Source organism: Mycolicibacterium sp. TUM20985 (assembly GCF_030295745.1).
Classification (GTDB): domain Bacteria; phylum Actinomycetota; class Actinomycetes; order Mycobacteriales; family Mycobacteriaceae; genus Mycobacterium.
Map to the genome: position 1 here is coordinate 2,739,536 of NZ_AP027291.1, position 16,827 is coordinate 2,756,362.

14 protein-coding genes and 2 riboswitches are annotated in these 16,827 nt (G+C 68.1%); of the genes, 2 read left to right on the plus strand and 12 right to left on the minus strand.

Annotated elements, in window-relative coordinates:
• Positions 1-11: 11 nt before the first annotated feature.
• Together QUE68_RS13495 and QUE68_RS13500 are read left to right on the plus strand one after the other, a co-directional pair.
• Positions 12-2,243 (plus strand): malate synthase G, encoded by a 2,232-nt coding sequence (locus QUE68_RS13495; RefSeq protein ID WP_284226616.1) that lies wholly within the window; start codon positions 12-14, stop codon positions 2,241-2,243.
• 74 nt (positions 2,244-2,317) lie between these two features.
• Complete coding sequence (locus QUE68_RS13500; RefSeq protein WP_284236076.1) at positions 2,318-4,372, plus strand: substrate-binding domain-containing protein; 2,055 nt, start codon at positions 2,318-2,320, stop codon at positions 4,370-4,372.
• Here QUE68_RS13500 and QUE68_RS13505 read toward each other — a convergent pair.
• The 12 genes from QUE68_RS13505 to secA2 all read right to left on the minus strand — a co-directional run bounded on the left by QUE68_RS13505 (position 4,369) and on the right by secA2 (position 16,643).
• Positions 4,369-5,244 carry an alpha/beta fold hydrolase gene (locus QUE68_RS13505; RefSeq protein WP_284236075.1) on the minus strand — a complete coding sequence of 292 codons (876 nt, stop codon included), beginning with the start codon at positions 5,242-5,244 and terminating at the stop codon, positions 4,369-4,371. The genes QUE68_RS13500 and QUE68_RS13505 overlap by 4 nt on opposite strands.
• Positions 5,245-5,254: 10 nt before the next feature.
• Complete coding sequence (gene gcvP / locus QUE68_RS13510) at positions 5,255-8,125, minus strand: aminomethyl-transferring glycine dehydrogenase (protein WP_284236074.1); 2,871 nt, start codon at positions 8,123-8,125, stop codon at positions 5,255-5,257.
• Positions 8,126-8,159: 34 nt separating this feature from the next.
• Positions 8,160-8,275: riboswitch (glycine riboswitch) on the minus strand.
• Positions 8,276-8,373: riboswitch (glycine riboswitch) on the minus strand.
• Between the two features lie 59 nt (positions 8,374-8,432).
• Positions 8,433-9,056 (minus strand): MerR family transcriptional regulator, encoded by a 624-nt coding sequence (locus QUE68_RS13515; protein WP_284226623.1) that lies wholly within the window; start codon positions 9,054-9,056, stop codon positions 8,433-8,435.
• 217 nt (positions 9,057-9,273) lie between these two features.
• On the minus strand, positions 9,274-9,768 hold the full coding sequence (locus QUE68_RS13520; protein WP_284226624.1) for a bifunctional nuclease family protein: 495 nt from the start codon (positions 9,766-9,768) through the stop codon (positions 9,274-9,276).
• Positions 9,769-9,815: 47 nt separating this feature from the next.
• The gene (gene ftsR / locus QUE68_RS13525) at positions 9,816-10,541 is read right to left on the minus strand and encodes a transcriptional regulator FtsR (RefSeq protein WP_284226626.1); all 726 of its coding nucleotides are present in this window, start codon (positions 10,539-10,541) and stop codon (positions 9,816-9,818) included.
• A complete protein-coding gene (gene garA / locus QUE68_RS13530) occupies positions 10,541-11,017 on the minus strand; it encodes a glycogen accumulation regulator GarA (RefSeq protein WP_284226627.1) in 477 nt (158 codons plus the stop codon). Before garA ends, ftsR begins: the two co-directional genes overlap by 1 nt.
• A gap of 161 nt (positions 11,018-11,178) precedes the next feature.
• The gene (gcvH, locus tag QUE68_RS13535) at positions 11,179-11,574 is read right to left on the minus strand and encodes a glycine cleavage system protein GcvH (protein ID WP_284226628.1); all 396 of its coding nucleotides are present in this window, start codon (positions 11,572-11,574) and stop codon (positions 11,179-11,181) included.
• Between the two features lie 54 nt (positions 11,575-11,628).
• Complete coding sequence (locus tag QUE68_RS13540) at positions 11,629-12,399, minus strand: DUF881 domain-containing protein (protein WP_284236073.1); 771 nt, start codon at positions 12,397-12,399, stop codon at positions 11,629-11,631.
• 3 nt (positions 12,400-12,402) lie between these two features.
• On the minus strand, positions 12,403-12,735 hold the full coding sequence (locus QUE68_RS13545) for a small basic family protein (protein WP_284226631.1): 333 nt from the start codon (positions 12,733-12,735) through the stop codon (positions 12,403-12,405).
• Between the two features lie 25 nt (positions 12,736-12,760).
• Positions 12,761-13,672, minus strand: a complete 912-nt coding sequence (locus tag QUE68_RS13550) for a DUF881 domain-containing protein (protein ID WP_284236072.1) — start codon at positions 13,670-13,672, stop codon at positions 12,761-12,763.
• Positions 13,665-14,297, minus strand: coding sequence for a CDP-alcohol phosphatidyltransferase family protein (locus QUE68_RS13555; protein ID WP_284236071.1), 633 nt, complete (start codon positions 14,295-14,297; stop codon positions 13,665-13,667). Before QUE68_RS13555 ends, QUE68_RS13550 begins: the two co-directional genes overlap by 8 nt.
• A gap of 9 nt (positions 14,298-14,306) precedes the next feature.
• The gene (gene secA2 / locus QUE68_RS13560; protein ID WP_284230926.1) at positions 14,307-16,643 is read right to left on the minus strand and encodes an accessory Sec system translocase SecA2; all 2,337 of its coding nucleotides are present in this window, start codon (positions 16,641-16,643) and stop codon (positions 14,307-14,309) included.
• Between the last annotated feature and the right edge of the window lie 184 nt (positions 16,644-16,827).

Consider the following 16,827-nt stretch of genomic DNA (forward strand, 5'->3'; position numbering starts at 1 on the left):
GAGGGAACCTCATGACAGATCGCGTGACCGTCGGAAACCTGCGCGTGGCACGTGTGCTGCACGACTTCATCACCAATGAGGCGCTGCCGGGCACCGGCTTGGACGCCGACAGCTTCTGGGCGGGCGTGGACAAGGTCGTCACCGATCTGGCGCCGCAGAACCAGGATCTGCTGGCCCGCCGGGACGAGTTGCAGGCGCAGATCGACAAGTGGCATCGGCAGCGCGTCATCGGACCCTTCGACGCGACCGAGTACCAGGAGTTCCTCACCGCGATCGGGTATCTCGAGCCCGAGCCAGCGGACTTCTCCATCACCACCTCGGGCGTCGACGCCGAGATCACCAGCACCGCCGGACCCCAGTTGGTCGTTCCGGTGCTCAACGCCCGCTTTGCCCTCAACGCGTCCAACGCCCGTTGGGGCTCGCTGTACGACGCGCTCTACGGCACCGACGTCATCCCCGAAACCGACGGCGCCGAGAAGGGCGGCGGCGGCTACAACCGGGTGCGCGGTGACGCGGTCATCGCCTACGCGCGCACGTTCCTCGACGAATCAGTGCCGCTGGAGACGGGATCCTGGGCGGACGCGACCGGGTTGAGCGTCGACGACGGCACGCTACGGGTAGCCCTCGCCGACGGCTCGTCGGCAGCCGATGACTCCTCGCGCGAGCGCTCGTCGGTCACCTTGGCCAGCCCGGACAAGTTCGTCGGCTACACCGGCGACCTCGGCTCGCCGGCCTGGTCGGTGCTGCTCGTCAACAATGGCCTGCACATCGAAGTCCTCATCGACCCCGAATCCCCCGTCGGCGCGACCGACGAGGCGGGCATCAAGGACGTCGTGCTGGAATCCGCGATCACCACGATCATGGACTTCGAGGACTCCGTGGCCGCCGTCGACGCCGACGACAAGGTGCTCGGCTACCGCAACTGGCTCGGCCTCAACCGTGGCGACCTGACCGAAGAGGTCCACAAGGGTGACAAGACGTTCACCCGGGTGCTCAACGAGGACCGCATCTTCACCCGGCCAGACGGCGGCGAACTGACGCTGCCCGGCCGAAGCCTGCTCTTCACCCGCAACGTCGGGCACCTGATGACCAACGACGCCATCACGGACGCGAATGGCGACGAGGTGCCGGAGGGCATTCAGGATGCGCTGTTCACCGGGTTGATCGCCATGCACGGTTTGAAGGCTGGCTCCGAGAACGGTGCACTGCTCAATAGCCGCACCGGTTCGATCTACATCGTCAAGCCGAAGATGCACGGACCCGCCGAGGTCGCGTTCACCTGCGAGCTGTTCAGCCGCGTCGAGGACGTGCTCGGTCTGCCGCAGGCCACCATGAAGGTCGGCATCATGGACGAGGAGCGGCGCACGACGCTGAACCTCAAGGCGTGCATCAAGGCCGCCGCCGACCGCGTCGTGTTCATCAACACCGGTTTCCTGGATCGCACCGGCGACGAGATCCACACCTCCATGGAGGCGGGTCCGATGATCCGAAAGGGCGCGATGAAGAGCCAGCCGTGGATCAAGGCCTACGAGGACGCCAACGTCGACATCGGCCTGGCCGCAGGCTTGTCGGGCAAGGCGCAGATCGGTAAGGGCATGTGGGCCATGACCGAGCTGATGGCCGACATGGTCGAGCAGAAGATCGGCCAGCCCAAGGCAGGAGCCACGACCGCGTGGGTGCCGTCGCCGACCGGTGCGACCCTGCACGCGATGCACTACCACCAGGTGGACGTGTTCGAGGTGCAGAAGGAGCTGGCGGGAAAGTCCAGAACCACGATCGACGAGCTGCTGACGATCCCGCTGGCCAAGGAACTCGCGTGGGAGCCTGCCGAGATCCGCGAGGAAGTCGACAACAACTGTCAGTCGATCCTCGGGTACGTGGTGCGGTGGATCGACGCGGGCGTCGGCTGCTCCAAGGTGCCCGACATTCACGACGTGGCGCTGATGGAGGATCGAGCCACCCTCCGCATCTCGAGTCAGTTGCTGGCCAACTGGTTGCGGCACGGCGTGATCACCGAAGAGGACGTCAAGAAGAGCCTGCGTCGGATGGCCACGGTGGTCGACGAGCAGAACGCCGAGGACCCCGACTACCTGCCGATGGCGCCCGACCCGGAAGCCAGCATCGCCTTCGAGGCGGCCCAGGAGCTCATCCTGTCCGGCACCGAGCAGCCCAACGGCTATACCGAGCCGATCCTGCACCGGCGCCGCCGGGAGTTCAAGGCCCGCCACGCCAACCGTGGCTAGACTTCGGCGGGGCCGCGTGACACGCCACCTTCGGAGAATCATCAACACCAGCGACGAGTACAGGGGTTTCAGGGATGGGTAGGCACAGCATTCCCGACCCCGAGGACACCCCGGACGAGGGAGAGGTCAGCGCATCCGGTCCGGGCGAACGGCCGTCGCCTGAATACTCCGGCGCGGCAGACCAATTCGACGACGACTACGACGACTACGAAGACGACGACTACGAAGACGTCGACTACGCAGACGGGGGTTTCGCCGCCGAGCACGACGAATGGCAGCCCGCCCCGGGCGCGGACGCCGGGTACGACTTCTCCTATCTCGAGCAGCCGGAACCAGAAACGCAGGCCTTCGCGTCGTCGGCTTCGCCCCCCAACCGTCGCGACTGGGAGAGCAGCGAGTGGACGGGCAGCCACCGGGCCATCGTGCCCCAGAGGCGCGGGGTCAGCGTGGGGGTCATCATCGCGTTGGTCACCGTCGTCGTCGTGGTCGGTGCGGTCATCGCCTGGCGCTTCTTCGGCGATGCCCTGTCGCAACGTTCACAGGCCGGTGCGGCCCGGTGTGTGGCCGGCGAGGTCGCTGTCGCGGTGATCGTGGACCCGGCGATTGCCGGAAGCATCACGCCTCTGGCGGACAAGTACAACGAGTCGGCGGACCCGGTCGGGGACAAGTGCGTGAAGGTCGGCGTGAAGTCAGCCGAATCCGATCAGGTGATCAACGGTTTCGTCGGGCCGTGGCGAGGCGATCTGGGCGAGCGCCCGGCGCTGTGGATTCCCGGCAGTTCGATCTCCGAGGCCCGCCTCGAGGCCGCAACCGGTGAGAAGACGGTGAGTGACAGTCGCTCCCTGGTCACCTCCCCGGTGCTGCTCGCGGTGCGCCCGCAGCTGAAGGATGCCCTCGCTCAGCAGAACTGGGGCACGCTCCCTGCACTGCAGAACAACCCCGCATCGCTGGACGGGGTGGACCTGCCCGGGTGGGGATCCCTGCGGTTGGCCCTGCCGCTCGCCGGTGACAGTGACGCCACGTATCTGGCCGCCGAGGCCGTCGCATCCGCGGCAGCACCACGGGGTCAGCCGCCGACGTCGGGTGCCAACGCCATCGCCAGCTTGATGGCAGGGCAGCCCAAACTCGCCGACGATGCCTCGGCCACGGCGATGGATGCGCTGATCGAGGCGCGTGACCCCGCTTCCGCGGACGTCCACGCCGTGGTTGCCACCGAGCAACAGATCTTCCAGCGGGGAAACCAGCCTGACGCCAAGGGGCAGCTCGCCGCGTGGCTGCCGCCGGGGCCGACCGCCACCGCCGACTACCCGACGGTCCTGCTCTCGGGTGACTGGCTGAGTCAGGAACAGATCAGCGCCGCAAGCGAATTCGCTCGCTTCCTGCGCAATCCCGAAGCGCTGGCGAGCCTGTCCGAAGCCGGCTTCCGCGCCGAGGGCACCACCATGCCGCAGAGTGACGTCATCGACTTCGCCTCGCTGAGTGCCCCGCTGTCGGTGGGCGACGGCGGCATGCGTGCCACGCTCGCCAACCTCGTCAGCACCCCCGCTCAGAGTCCCGCCGTCACCGTGCTGCTCGACCAGTCGATGACGCCCGACGAGGGTGGCAAGTCCAGGCTGGCCAACGTCACCGCTGCGCTGACCGCACGCCTGCAGGCGCTGCCGCCGAGTTCGGCGGTCGGCCTGTGGACGTTCGACGGCGTGGCCGGTCGGTCCGAGGTACCCATGGGACCGCTCGCCGACCAGGTGGCTGGGGAGCCGCGCTCGGCCGTACTCACCGCCAACCTGAACGGTCAGACGCCCAGCAACGGCGGTGCGGTGTCCTTCACCACGCTGCGGTTGATGTACCCGGACGCCGTCGCGAACTTCCGCGAGAGACAACCCAATTCGGTGCTCGTCATCACGGCGGGCCCGCACACCGACCAGTCGCTCGACGGCGCCGGCCTGCAGGACTTCATCCGGCAGAACTTCAACCAGGCGCGGCCGGTCGCGGTCGACGTGATCGACTTCGGCGGCGACCCCGACCGGAGCAGCTGGGAAGCGGTGGCTCAGGCGACCGGTGGGAACTATCAGAACCTCGCCACTTCGGCGGGCCCGGAGCTCACGACGGCGTTGACGACCGCGCTCGGCTAATTGCCGAGCAGCCGCAGCGCGTGCCCGGTGAAGTCGGCGGGCACCTCGACCTGGGGATAGTGACCGACGCCGTCCAGCTCGACGACGTCGGCGGCTGGCCGCAACTCCCGCAGACCGTCGAGCACGTTGACCGTGGCGACGGGATCGTCGAGCGCCCACAGGAAGCTGAGCGGTTTCGACCAGTCCCGTACGGCGCCGTGCCACCGCGCCGCGTGGCGTACCCGCTCGTCGAGATAGGAGATCAGCAGGTGCGCGATGCGATTGCCCCCGCGGTGCGCCAGCAATGCCCACTGGGCGTCGGCCTCCTCCGCCGAGAGCGGGTGCCCGGCGCTGAACAGCTCGCCGAATCCCTTGGTGAACGTCCGCCGGTTGGTCAGCCGGGCCGCGGCGGGTCCCAGCGGGCCGCGCAGCAACTTCTGCGCTGGCCGTAGCGACGCCCGCTCCAGGATCACGCTACCGTTGGTGAGCACCGCCGCGCGGAGGTCGAAACCCAAGCGGCCCTCGATGTCTCGCGCCAGAAGCTCCGTGGCGACCGAGGTGCCCATGTCGTGGGCGATCAGGACGACGGGACCAGACACCTCGGCGGTGACCACCGACTCCACCAGGTCGGCCTGTTCGAAGAGGCTGTAGCGGTGCGGGCGCGGTTTCTCCGAGAGCCCGAAGCCGAGGAAGTCCATCGTCAGCCAGGCGCGGTCACCCAGGTGCTGGACGACCTCGCGGTAGTCATAGGAACTCGACGGGTAGCCGTGCAGCAGGAGCACCGTCGGGCCAGTGCCCGTCGCGCCGCGGACGAACACCGAACCCGGGCCCCTCTCGACGAAGTGTCCCCCGTCGAGCCAATCCCGAACGCTACGCGGCAGCGAGGACGACACGGCCCCAAGGTTAGGCGAACGCCTCCACCGGCGGGCAGGAGCAGACCAGATTGCGGTCACCGTAGGCGCTGTCGATGCGACGCACCGGCGGCCACACCTTGGGCCTGACGCCCTTGCCCAGCGGGTAGGCCGCCTGCTCGCGGGTGTACGGGTGGTTCCAGTCCTCGACGAGGAGGCACTCGGCCGTGTGCGGGGCGCCGCGTAGCGGGTTGTCCTCCACCGACCACCGTCCGGAGGCCACTTCGTCGATCTCGGCGCGGATCGCGATCATGGCCTGGCAGAACGCGTCCACCTCCGCCAGGCTCTCGCTCTCGGTCGGTTCGACCATCAGCGTGCCTGCGACGGGGAAGCTCATCGTCGGGGCGTGGAAACCGTAGTCCGCCAACCGCTTTGCAACGTCGTCGACCGTCACGCCGGTGGTCTTGGTGATGGTGCGCAGATCGAGGATGCACTCGTGGGCCACCATGCCGTTCTCGCCGGTGTAGAGCACCGGGTAGTACTCGTCGAGACGGCGGGCGACGTAGTTCGCCGAGGCGATCGCGGTGAGGGTCGCGGCCCGCAGGCCGGGGGCGCCCATCATGCGAATGTAGGCCCACGTGATCGGCAAGACGGACGCCGATCCGTAGGGCGCGGCCGACACGGTGTAGGTGTCGGTGAGCTCGTCGGCCATCGGGTGCCCTGGCAGGTAGGGGGCGAGATGGCTGCGCACCGCGACCGGTCCGACGCCGGGTCCGCCGCCACCGTGCGGGATGCAGAACGTCTTGTGCAGGTTCAGGTGGCTGACGTCGCCACCGAATCGGCCGGGTCGGGCCAGGCCGACGAGGGCGTTCAGGTTGGCGCCGTCGACGTACACCTGACCGCCGATGTCGTGCACGGCCGCGCAGATGTCCTCGACGTCGTGTTCGAAGACGCCGTGGGTCGACGGATAGGTGATCATCAGCGCGGCCACGGCGTCGCCGTGTTCGACGATCTTGGCGCGGAGGTCGTCGAGGTCGACGTCACCGTTCTGCCTGCAGGCGACGACGACGACGCGCATGCCGGCCAGCGCCGCCGACGCCGCGTTGGTGCCGTGCGCGCTCGACGGGATGAGGCAGATGTTGCGTTGCGCGTCTCCGCGGCTGAGGTGGTAGGCCTGGATCGCCAGCAGGCCCGCGTACTCCCCCTGCGAGCCGGCGTTGGGCTGCAGGGAGACCGCGTCGTAGCCGGTGATCTGGGTCAGCCAGCCCTCGAGGTCGGCGATCAGCTTGCGCAGGCCCGGGGTGTCCGAGGCGGGGCCGAACGGGTGCTGACGGGCGAACTCCGGCCAGGTGATGGGCTCCATCTCGGCGGCGGCGTTGAGCTTCATCGTGCACGACCCCAGCGGGATCATGCTGCGATCCAGCGCGATGTCCTTGTCGGCGAGCGAGCGCAGATAGCGCATCATCTCGGTCTCGGTGCGGTACTTGGTGAATGCCGGATGGGTGAGGAAAGACGAAGTGCGCGTGGCGATTTCGGGGCCGGCCCAGTGCTGGCCGCCGCGGGTGGCGCCGAACGCGGCGAGGATGTCCTCGACGTGGGTGGCGGTGGTGGCCTCGTCGCAGGCAACCGAGACGTGGTCGGCGTCGACCAGCCACACGTTGATGCCGCGGGTCTTGGCGGCGGCGCGGATCTCCTCGGCGCGGCCGGGCACGCGGGCCAGCACGGTGTCGAAGAACGCGTCGTGCACCACCTCGACACCTGCATCGGTGAGCCCCATCGCGATGCCGACCGCATTGCCGTGCACCCGGTGGGCGATGGCGGTCAGTCCGTCGGCGCCGTGATAGCTGGCGTACATGGCGGCCATCACCGCCAAAAGCACCTGCGCCGTGCAGATGTTGCTGGTGGCCTTGTCGCGGCGGATGTGCTGTTCGCGGGTCTGCAGCGCGAGCCGGTACGCCAGTGAGCCGTCGGAGTCCACCGAGACCCCCACCAGACGACCCGGTAGCTGACGTGCGTGCTTGGTGTGCACCGCCAGGTAGCCCGCATGCGGCCCGCCGAATCCCATTGGCACGCCGAATCGTTGGGTGGTGCCGAAGGCCACGTCGGCGCCGATCTCTCCCGGCGGGGTGATCAGCGTCAGGGCCAGCAGGTCGGCACCGACCGCGACGAGCGCGCCGCGGTCGTGGGCCTGCTGGACCAGGTGGCTCCAATCATTGACGCATCCGCTGGCACCGGGCAGCTGGACGATGACGCCGAAGAAGTCGCCGTCGGGAAGCCCTTGGCGCAGGTCGGCGGTGACGATGTCGATGCCGAGCGGTGCGGCGCGGGTGGCGAGCAGCGCAGCGGTCTGGCGGTAGACGTCGCTGTCGACGAGCAGGGTGCTGGCCGATCCCTTCACCGCGCGGTGCATCAACGTCATGGCCTCGGCGGCGGCGGTGCCCTCGTCGAGCATGGAGGCGTTGGCCACCTCGAGGCCCGTCAGTTCCTCCACCATCGTCTGAAAGTTGAGCAGGGCCTCGAGCCTGCCCTGGCTGATCTCCGGCTGGTAGGGCGTGTAGGCGGTGTACCAGGCCGGGTTCTCGAGGATGTTGCGCTTCAGCACGGCCGGCGTCAGCGTGTCGAAGTAGCCCTGTCCGATCATCGAGACCGCGACGGTGTTCGCGTCGGCCATCGCCCGCAATTCGGCCAACGACTGCTCCTCGGACGCCGGCGGCGGCAGCTGGTCCAGTCCGGGGGCCACACCGTCGACCGTGATGGCGTCGAGAATGCCCGTGGGCAAAGCCTTTTCGGCTAGCTCACCGAGTGATTCCACGCCGATGACCTCGAGCATGGTCGCGACGGCGTCGGCGTCCGGTCCGATGTGCCGGTCGGCGAACCGGGGCTGGTGATGTTCATTGCTGGGATGGGACGGAGCACCGGACAAGGGAGGACCTCTCAGAGCGCGGAACCGCTAGCGGTCCTCTCCCTCTGTCGTCGACCCGTAACGGGCGCCTGAGAGATTCGGCGTCCGGTCGCTGCCGGCGGAGCCTTTCCCCATGGGCGGGCAAGATAACGCCACTTTCCAGAGGCATCGTGGCTCCGCGCGGTCCTGGTGCCTGAGAGGTTGACGGAGAGGTGTTGCTCCTTCGGCGTCCGTGGCTGGCGGCCACGGAACTCTCCCGCGCGGGGGCGATGCGGTGTCGAGTCTACCGGAGGGCCCGGAAGGGGGCTCACCCGGCGACGGGCCGGAGTTAGCCGATCTTGCGGTCGCGGGTCTTGCGACGTGACGCGAGTTCGTCCTCCGGGCTGGCGATGGACTCCCCGCCGTCGGCCCGCTCGCCGGGGAAGTCCGCGATGGCACCGGTGAGCTCACGCATCGCGCCGGATACGGCGATGCCGAAGACGCCCTGGCCGCCCTGCAGGAGGTCGACGACCTCTTCGGCCGAGGTGCACTCGTACACGGTGGTGCCGTCGGAGAACAACGTGATGTTCGCCAGGTCCTTGACGCCGCGCTGGCGCAGGTGATCGACGGCGACCCGAATGTTGTGCAGCGAGATGCCGGTATCCAGAAGCCTTTTCACGATCTTGAGGACGAGGATGTCCTTGAACGAGTAGAGCCGCTGACTACCCGACCCCGCCGCGCCGCGGATCGAGGGAACCACCAGCGACGTCCGCGCCCAGTAGTCCAGCTGGCGGTACGTGATACCCGCGATCTGGCAGGCGCTGGGGCCGCGATAACCCACCAATTCGTCCGGAACCGAGTTGTCGGGGAACAAGCCCGCCTGGACGGGTTCGCTAGGGGCTGCTGAGACCGCCCGCTCCGGCGTGCCGCTGGAGGTGAGGTCCAACTGCTCCTGACGTGGCGTGTCGCCCACTGCCCATCCTCTCGCCGATCGAACTGGATCCGTGCCCCGCAGCCGTCAACGACGACCCAACACGTTTGCTCCGAGCTGTCGAGTATGACGAGCATACGCTTTCCGCCCGGCACTCACTGCTTCTCGTAACGATCAAAGTATGGCTGCCCACCACGTGGATCGCCGAAACCGTCCCCGCGTGTCGAGTGCGTGAGACGCATCCGTGACTATGGGAATCTCAGGTGGCCTTGAAGTCGTCGGGTGACACCGAATCCAAGAACTCCTTGAACTTCTCGACCTCGTCCTCACGGACCGCCCCGGTGGTCTCCTCGTCGGACTCGTCGGGAATCAGCAACCCGGCCTCGGCCAGCACGGCCTCTTCGACGTAGATGGGAACACCCACGCGCATGGCGATGGCCACCGAGTCCGAGGGGCGCGCCGAGACCTTGATGTCGCGATCGAAGACCAGGTCGGCGTAGAACGTGCCCTCCTGCAGGTCGACGATCCGCACTTCCTTGAGTGAATGGCCAAGGGCGGTAATGAGATCCTGGATCAAGTCGTGGGTCAGTGGGCGCGCAGGCTCGACGCCCTGCTGTTCGAGGGCGATCGCCTGCGCTTCGAACTGACCGATCCAAATCGGCAGGTAGCGATCGCCGTTGGACTCTCGCAGCAACAGAACCGGCTGGTTCTGAGGCTGTTCCACGCGAATGCCGATCACACGAACCTCGCCCATCTGTGTCTGCCCTCCGCGCCGCAAGCCGTTCCTGGTGAGTCTAATCCTCAGCGATCGAGAACGTCGCGCACGGCGGACTTGATCAGCGACGTGTGCAACGTAATGGCGAGGGCGGCGACTTCCCGCGCGAGGTCGTCGGCGCGGTCGCGAGCGCCCGCCTTCACCACCGGCCCGGCTATCTGAGCGATCAGGTCGGACTGCCGGTCCGCCGCCGACCGGAACGCCCGCAGATGCCGCGGTTCGACGCCGTAGTCGGCTAGTGCCTTGGCGCACTGCGCGATCACGACGGAGTGCTCGTCGAAGAACCCGCCCGGTCCGGTTCTGATGACGCCCGCCTTGATGAGGGCGCCGAGCAGTTCCTCGTCCACCCCGGAACGGGCCAGCAGATCCTCCCGGCTCAGCCTGATCTGTGCGGGGGCCACCGCCGCGGTGTCGTGGGGGGCGCCGTCGCCGGACACTTGAACCAGTTTCGGTACGCCGTAACCGGTTCCGGTGATGGGCAATGCCCCGTCGAGTTGCGCGTCGAGCTGGGCCTTGATGACCTTCAACGGCAGGTAGTGATCGCGCTGCGCGGTCAGGATGAAGCGAAGTCGCGCACAGTCATAGGCGGTGAACCGCCGGTAACCCGAGCCCGAGCGCTGGGGCGTGACCAGTCCTTCAGCTTCCAGGAAGCGGATCTTGGAGATGGTCACGTCCGGAAAGTCGGGTCGCAGCGAGTCCAGGACCGCTCCGATCGACATCCCGGCGAACGCTGGGGTGTCGGGGGCGGTCATCAGTTGCTGGTACCGCCTTCGTCACCCTTCGGGCCCGTGAGGAAGACCAACCGGAACTTGCCGATCTGGACCTCGTCGCCATTGGCGAGCACCGCCGAATCCACGGGCTCGCGGTTGACGTACGTGCCGTTGAGGCTGCCGACGTCGACGACCTGGAACTCAGGACCTTCGAGGCGGAACTCCGCATGCCTGCGGCTGACGGTGACGTCATCGAGGAAGATGTCGCTGTCTGGGTGCCGACCGGCCGAAGTCCTCGCCTGGTCGAGCAGGAACCTCGAGCCGGCGTTCGGACCGCGCTTGACGACGAGAAGTGCCGAACCGGCCGGTAGGCCTTCGACTCCCGATACCGCGTTGTCGCCGCTCGTTGCGGGCGGTGCGTCCAACTCGTTGAGGAAATCCGATCGGAAGACCGAGGTGGTCTCGACCGTGACTTCTTCGGACTGATCAGCTCCCGAACTGGTGTCGTTCTCCGTCACCCGGTGCTCCTCACTGGCTGCTGTGGCAATGGTGGGCAGGCGCGCCGGCTCCCGCTCGAGACATCCAAGAGGGATGACGCCGGCCGTCATGCATCTCGTGTCGACCGTACCGCGCGGCGGTGGTCGCTGTGTCAGGCACTACCGGATCAACGCCGGAATTCTCATTCGTCGAGGGTGGCACCGTACGCGTCGGCGTCGAGCAGGCCGTCGAGGGCTTCGGTCAACGCCGCGGCGTCGATCTGCAGGTCGATGAGCCAACCGGCACCGTACGGGTCCGAGTTGACCAACTCCGGGGAGTCGGTCACTTCGCCGTTGACGGCAACGACTTTCGCGGTGATCGGCGCGAAGAGATCGGAGTTCGACTTCGTCGACTCGACCGTGCCGAACTCGCCACCGGCAGTGACGTCGGCGTCAACGTCGGGCAATTCGACGAACACGACGTCGCCGAGGGCCGCCTGCGCGTAGTCGGTGATACCAACGCGCACGGTGTCGTCACCGGTCCGACGCACCCACTCGTGGTCCTCGGTGTAGTAGAGGTCGGACGGAATCTGGCTCACTGGGCTCCTTCTTCTCGGGCTCGGCGTTCTCCACCCGGATACCGGATGTCGTGCTCACTTGACTGGCTGAGCGTATTGGCGTGGTTTCGGTTGCCGCAAGGCGGTCACGTTCACGACGTCCGCCTGTTGCACCGACATCGTGCCGCCGACGCGTTCGACGCTGTCGACGGCGCCGCCGGGAATGTTCATCGCCGCGGCCAGGGTCGCCGGATCACCAATGGCGATAATGGAATAGGGCGGTGCCAGCGTGGTGGCATCGACGACCAGCGCACCGGGTGACCCGACGATCCAGGTGTCGACCCCGACGCGGACGACGGATCCGCCGGGACCGGATATCTGCATGGCCTCCGCACCCGCCGCGCGCAGTTCGTTGACGACGTCCAGCATCGTCTCGGGAGACACGCCCGGCGCGACGTCGTCGATGGTGATCGTCACGCCGGGACCGGTCGCCGCCACCGTCCCGATCAAGATCGACAGGGCGGCCAGCCGGGACTGGGCACTCTCCACGGCGGCCTGGTCGTTGCTCCCCGAGGACTGCAGCGCTTCGAGGGTGCGCTGCAGGTCGGCGACTTCGGTGTTGAGCGCGGCCTCGCGCTGCTGCAGGGAGTCCAGCAGCACCAAGAGGTCAGCCGGCCGGGCAGTCTCCAGCGAGTCGCCGGAATCGGTCTGCCGCGCCTGGGTGACGATCGCCACCCCGAGGACGGCGCACAGCACGACCGCGAGCGCGCCGAAGGCGATCTGGGTCCGGCCCCGCCGGGGTGCCTCCGCCGCGCCGTCGGGCCGCTCGTGTCGGCCGTGGCCGGTTTCGGGTTCGGGTTCAGTCATGTCTCACGCGCCGAACAGCCTGCGCCGCAGGGCGGCGGCGTTGCCGAAGATCCTGATGCCGAGCACGACGATGATCGCGGTCGAGAGCTGGGTGCCCACGCCGAGCTGGTCGCCGACGAAGACGATGAGCGTGGCGACGAGCACGTTGAACACGAACGACACCACGAACACCTTCGAGTCGAAGATCCGCTCCAGGTACGCCCGCAGCCCGCCGAACACCGCGTCCAGCGCCGCGACCACCGCGATCGGCAGGTACGGCTGGATCACCTCGGGAACGCTCGGGTGAAACACCAGGCCGAGGACGATGCCGACGACGAGTGCAGCTATTCCGACCATCTGTCTCCGATCACGCGCACCCGCATCATGGCCCAATCTGCTTGGCGAAGTTGACGTCTCGCACCGAGCCGGCGGGCAGCACCACGTCCTCGGCCTCGCTGACGTTGAGGCCGACCCCGTACGACGACTCGAGCAGCCTCAGGCGCGCGAGAGCGGGACTCTGGTCGAAGGTGTCGTGCATTCCGTGCGGCGGGCCGACGGCCAGCACCACGTACGGGTTGCTGATCGGCTGGTTGTCGACCAGCAGGCCGCCCCCCGCCTGCCGCACCGTCACGTTGGGTCCGATGCGCACGCCGCCGACCGCGATCGCCTCGGCGCCACTGACCCACAGCGAGTTGACGACGAGTTGCAGATCGCGGTCGAGGATGACCTGGGGGCTGCCCGCCACGCGTTGCTTCGATACGTCGCTCAGGTCGCGCGCGGCGGTGGGTTCGGTGACCGTGACGGTCAGCCCAGGGCCGTGGACGGCGGTGGCGGCAGCGGCGAACTCGGCACCGTCGAGATTGGCGAGCAGCTGGCGTCCCTGCTGGTCACCGGCGAGCCGACGGCGTCGTTCCGCCTCGACCTGATCGGCCAGCGCGTCGCGGCGAGCGGTTGCGTCGGTCGTCGCCCGTTCGGCGTTGCGCACCCCCCCGGCGAGCACCTGTCTGGTCTCCTGGGTGGCCGGCGCGACGGATTGCGCCTGGGCGGCAGCGGCGGCGAACACCGTGGTCACCAACGATCCCGCCAGGAGCTGCCACCCCCAGTTCGCGGCCCTGCCGCGGGACTGACCGGACTCGCGCCGCTGCGCGGCCGCGGCATAGCCGGGATCGAGGTGCTCGGACAGCAACGAGCGCAGCAGCGACGGCACCGGGATCAGGGTCGGCGCACCCGCTTCGTGTGCGTGGCGTCCGGCGTCCGGGCTGTAGCCGCCGAGCGCGCGCTCGGCGTCAGCCATTCCCCTGGCTGCCCGCCGCCACCCGTGGCATCTGACGGACCACCATGGTGGCCTGCAGGAGATACAGCACGCCCGACCACAGATACATGGCCATCCCCCAGCCGAGGAACGCCCAGCCGACCGCGAGGATCACCCGACTCCACAACGCCTCCCACTGGCCGAGGAGGACCAGCGGGAAGGCCGACATCAACGCGAACGTCGCCGCCTTGCCGAGGTAGGTGACGGGCAGCGCGGTCAAGCCCCGACTGCGCAGCACGGGCAGGGTGAGCGCGAGGATCGCGTCGCGCGCGACCAGCACGATCACGATCCACCAGGGCACGATGCCGTACACCGCCATCGCAATCGGCACGACGATCATGTAGATGCGGTCGACGGCCGGGTCGAGCAGGGCCCCGAGCCGCGACGACTGATTGTCGACCAGGCGCGCGATCTTGCCGTCCGCCCAGTCGGAGAACCCGCTGAACATCAGCACCGCGACGGCGATGGCGTTCGCGTCGACGGCCAGCAGGTAGATGAACACGGGCACCAGGATCAGCCGCAACACGCTGAGCGCGTTCGGAATGGTCAACACCCGATCGGAGGTCAATTCCCCGGCCGCGTCACTCCAGCCCTCGGGAGCGTCCATGCAGTGAACCTAGCGGAACACTCCCGGCAGGCTCAGGCCAGACATGGCGTCATCGGCCAGCGGGTTGTCGTGAATCATGTACGTCCACGTCGAGGTGGGCCTGGCCAGCTTCGACAGGTCCAGTCCCTGCTCGTCGTCGACCACGTTGGCGGTCTCGAAGGTCTGCTGGGCGGCTTCGATGGCGTCGGCCGCCAACGAGCCGAAGGCGTCCACGGCCAGCCGGTGGAATTCGTCGAGGGGGTTCTGCCTGCCCAGGGCCCGCAGGTGAATGCTCTCGCGAATGTCCGACAGATAGGCCTGATGGTCGGCCCAGCCGCGATCCAGGTGGTAGAGCATGATCTGGCGGCACACCTTCTCCAGCCGCTCCTCGTCGATCTCCTTGGCGAGTTCCTCGTAGCGCTCCGGCGACCGTTCCTCCAGCTCCTGGCGGGCGGTTGCGGTGCGCAGCAAGGTGTTTCGTCGCTCCACCAGGATCGCCCGCTGCTGGGCGACCAGTTGGTTGTAGCGCCAGGTGTTGGCGTGCACGTCGAGCAGCCTGCCCTCGGCGATGCGCTGGGCGTGCTCGAGCAGCTGGGCGGCCTTTGGATCGAGGATGCGGCCGTCTCCGCTCTCCAGGTCGGTGCCCGTCGGGAGCTTCTCCGGGTCGAGATGCGAGAGGACGACGTCGTCCTCCCAGCTGGCGAAGAACACCGACGAGCCGGGGTCACCCTGGCGGCCGGCGCGCCCGCGCAACTGGTTGTCCAGCCGCTCGGTGTGATGGCGGCCCGTGCCGATGACGTGCAGCCCGCCGAGCTCGGCGACCTCATCATGGCCCGCCTCGTCGGACCCGCCCAGTCGGATGTCGGTACCGCGGCCGGCGATCTGGGTCGACACGGTCACGGTGTTGAGCTGGCCCGCCTCGGCGATGACGCGGGCCTCCTCCTCGTCGTTCTTGGCATTGAGGACCACGGCGGGCACCCCCGCCTTGACGAGCCGCTCGTGCAGTTCCTCGGACTCGGCGACGTCGCGGGTGCCGACGAGGATCGGCTGACCGGTCGCGTGGATGGTCTTGATGTGGTCGATGACGGCGTCGATCTTGGCCGCGGCAGTGATGTAGACACGGTCGGCGTCGTCCTCGCGGATGTTTGGCGTGTTCGGCGGGATCGGTGACACCCCGAGCTTGTAGAACTGTCGCAGCTGCTCGCCGGCGGCCAACGCCGTGCCGGTCATCCCGCACACCGTCGGGTAGCGATTGATCAGCGCCTGGACGGTGATGGTGTCGAGCACCTCACCGGTCTCGGTGGTCTCGATGCCCTCCTTGGCCTCGACCGCGGCCTGCAGCCCGTCGGGCCAGCGCTGCAGTTGGGCGATGCGCCCCCGGGACGCATTGATCAGCTGCACCCGGCTGTCGCGGACGATGTAGTGCACGTCGCGCTGCAGGAGGACGTGGGCGTGCAGGGCGACGTTGATCTCGGTCAGCGTGGTGCTGACGTTCTCCTCGGAGTAGATGTCGACGCCGCCGAGCGCCTTCTCCAGCTTGCGGGCGCCCGTGTCGGTGAGGTGCACGTTGCGGCGGTCGGCATCGGCTTCATAGTCCTTGCCGCTTACCAGCTCGCCGACCATCCGGATGATCTCCAGCCGCGGTTGCTCGCGGTGGGTGGTACCGGCCAGCACCAGCGGGACCAGCGCTTCGTCGACGAGCACGGAGTCGGCCTCGTCGATCAGTGCGACGTCGGGGTCGGGTGACACCAGGTCGCCGACGTCGGTCACCAGCTGATCGCGCAGGACGTCGAAGCCGATCTCGTTGACCGACGCGTAGGTGACGTCGCAGGCGTAGGCGGCGCGGCGCTCGTCGGCGGTGGACTCCGCGGTGATCCACCCGACCGTCAGGCCCATCGCCTCCAGCAGCGGGCCCATCCACTCGGCGTCGCGTCGCGCCAGGTAGTCGTTGACCGAGATGACGTGGACGCTACGGCCGGCGATCGCGTACCCCGCGGCGGCGATGGCGCCGGCCAGTGTCTTGCCCTCGCCGGTCGCCATCTCGACGACGTCGCCCGCCAGCATCCGAAGGGCGCCGAGGAGCTGAACGTCGAAGGGCCGCAACGTGGTTGCGCGTTCGGAGGCTTCGCGCGCGATGGCCAGGAACTGCGGGATGTCACTCGATTCGGCGAGCTCGTCGAGGTTGAGCAGTTTGGCGGCCTTGCGCAGCTGCTCGTCGTCGAGGCCCGCCGCCTTGTCGTCGTATTCCGCCGAGGCGCGCACCGAGTCCATCGACTGGGCCTGGTCCTTGTCGGTACTGGCGCCGAGCAGCTTCCAGAACCGGTTGCTCAAACGACCGGAGGTGCGGTCCTTGTTCTTCGAGGCAATCTTTGGCACCCGTTCACGGTACGCGGCCCCCCTCCCCCCGCGAGCGTGCGCGTCTGCGGGCGACACGCCGGGCAAGAATGGGAGAACGCGCACGCTCGCCAGGCGGAATCGGTACCGAACCAGCGGCGGTGGGAAGACCTTCGATTCGCTACGCGGCGCCCGGTGCCGACGCGATCGCATATCC

Coding starts and splice junctions, on each gene's coding strand:
- ftsR (WP_284226626.1), bottom strand. CDS start 10,541: ATGACCGCCCCCGACACCCCAGCGTTCGCCGGGATGTCGATCGGAGCG.
- QUE68_RS13520 (WP_284226624.1), bottom strand. CDS start 9,768: ATGGGCGAGGTTCGTGTGATCGGCATTCGCGTGGAACAGCCTCAGAAC.
- QUE68_RS13545 (WP_284226631.1), bottom strand. CDS start 12,735: ATGGTCGGAATAGCTGCACTCGTCGTCGGCATCGTCCTCGGCCTGGTG.
- QUE68_RS13500 (WP_284236076.1), top strand. CDS start 2,318: ATGGGTAGGCACAGCATTCCCGACCCCGAGGACACCCCGGACGAGGGA.
- QUE68_RS13540 (WP_284236073.1), bottom strand. CDS start 12,399: ATGACTGAACCCGAACCCGAAACCGGCCACGGCCGACACGAGCGGCCC.
- QUE68_RS13555 (WP_284236071.1), bottom strand. CDS start 14,297: ATGGACGCTCCCGAGGGCTGGAGTGACGCGGCCGGGGAATTGACCTCC.
- QUE68_RS13550 (WP_284236072.1), bottom strand. CDS start 13,672: ATGGCTGACGCCGAGCGCGCGCTCGGCGGCTACAGCCCGGACGCCGGA.
- QUE68_RS13495 (WP_284226616.1), top strand. CDS start 12: ATGACAGATCGCGTGACCGTCGGAAACCTGCGCGTGGCACGTGTGCTG.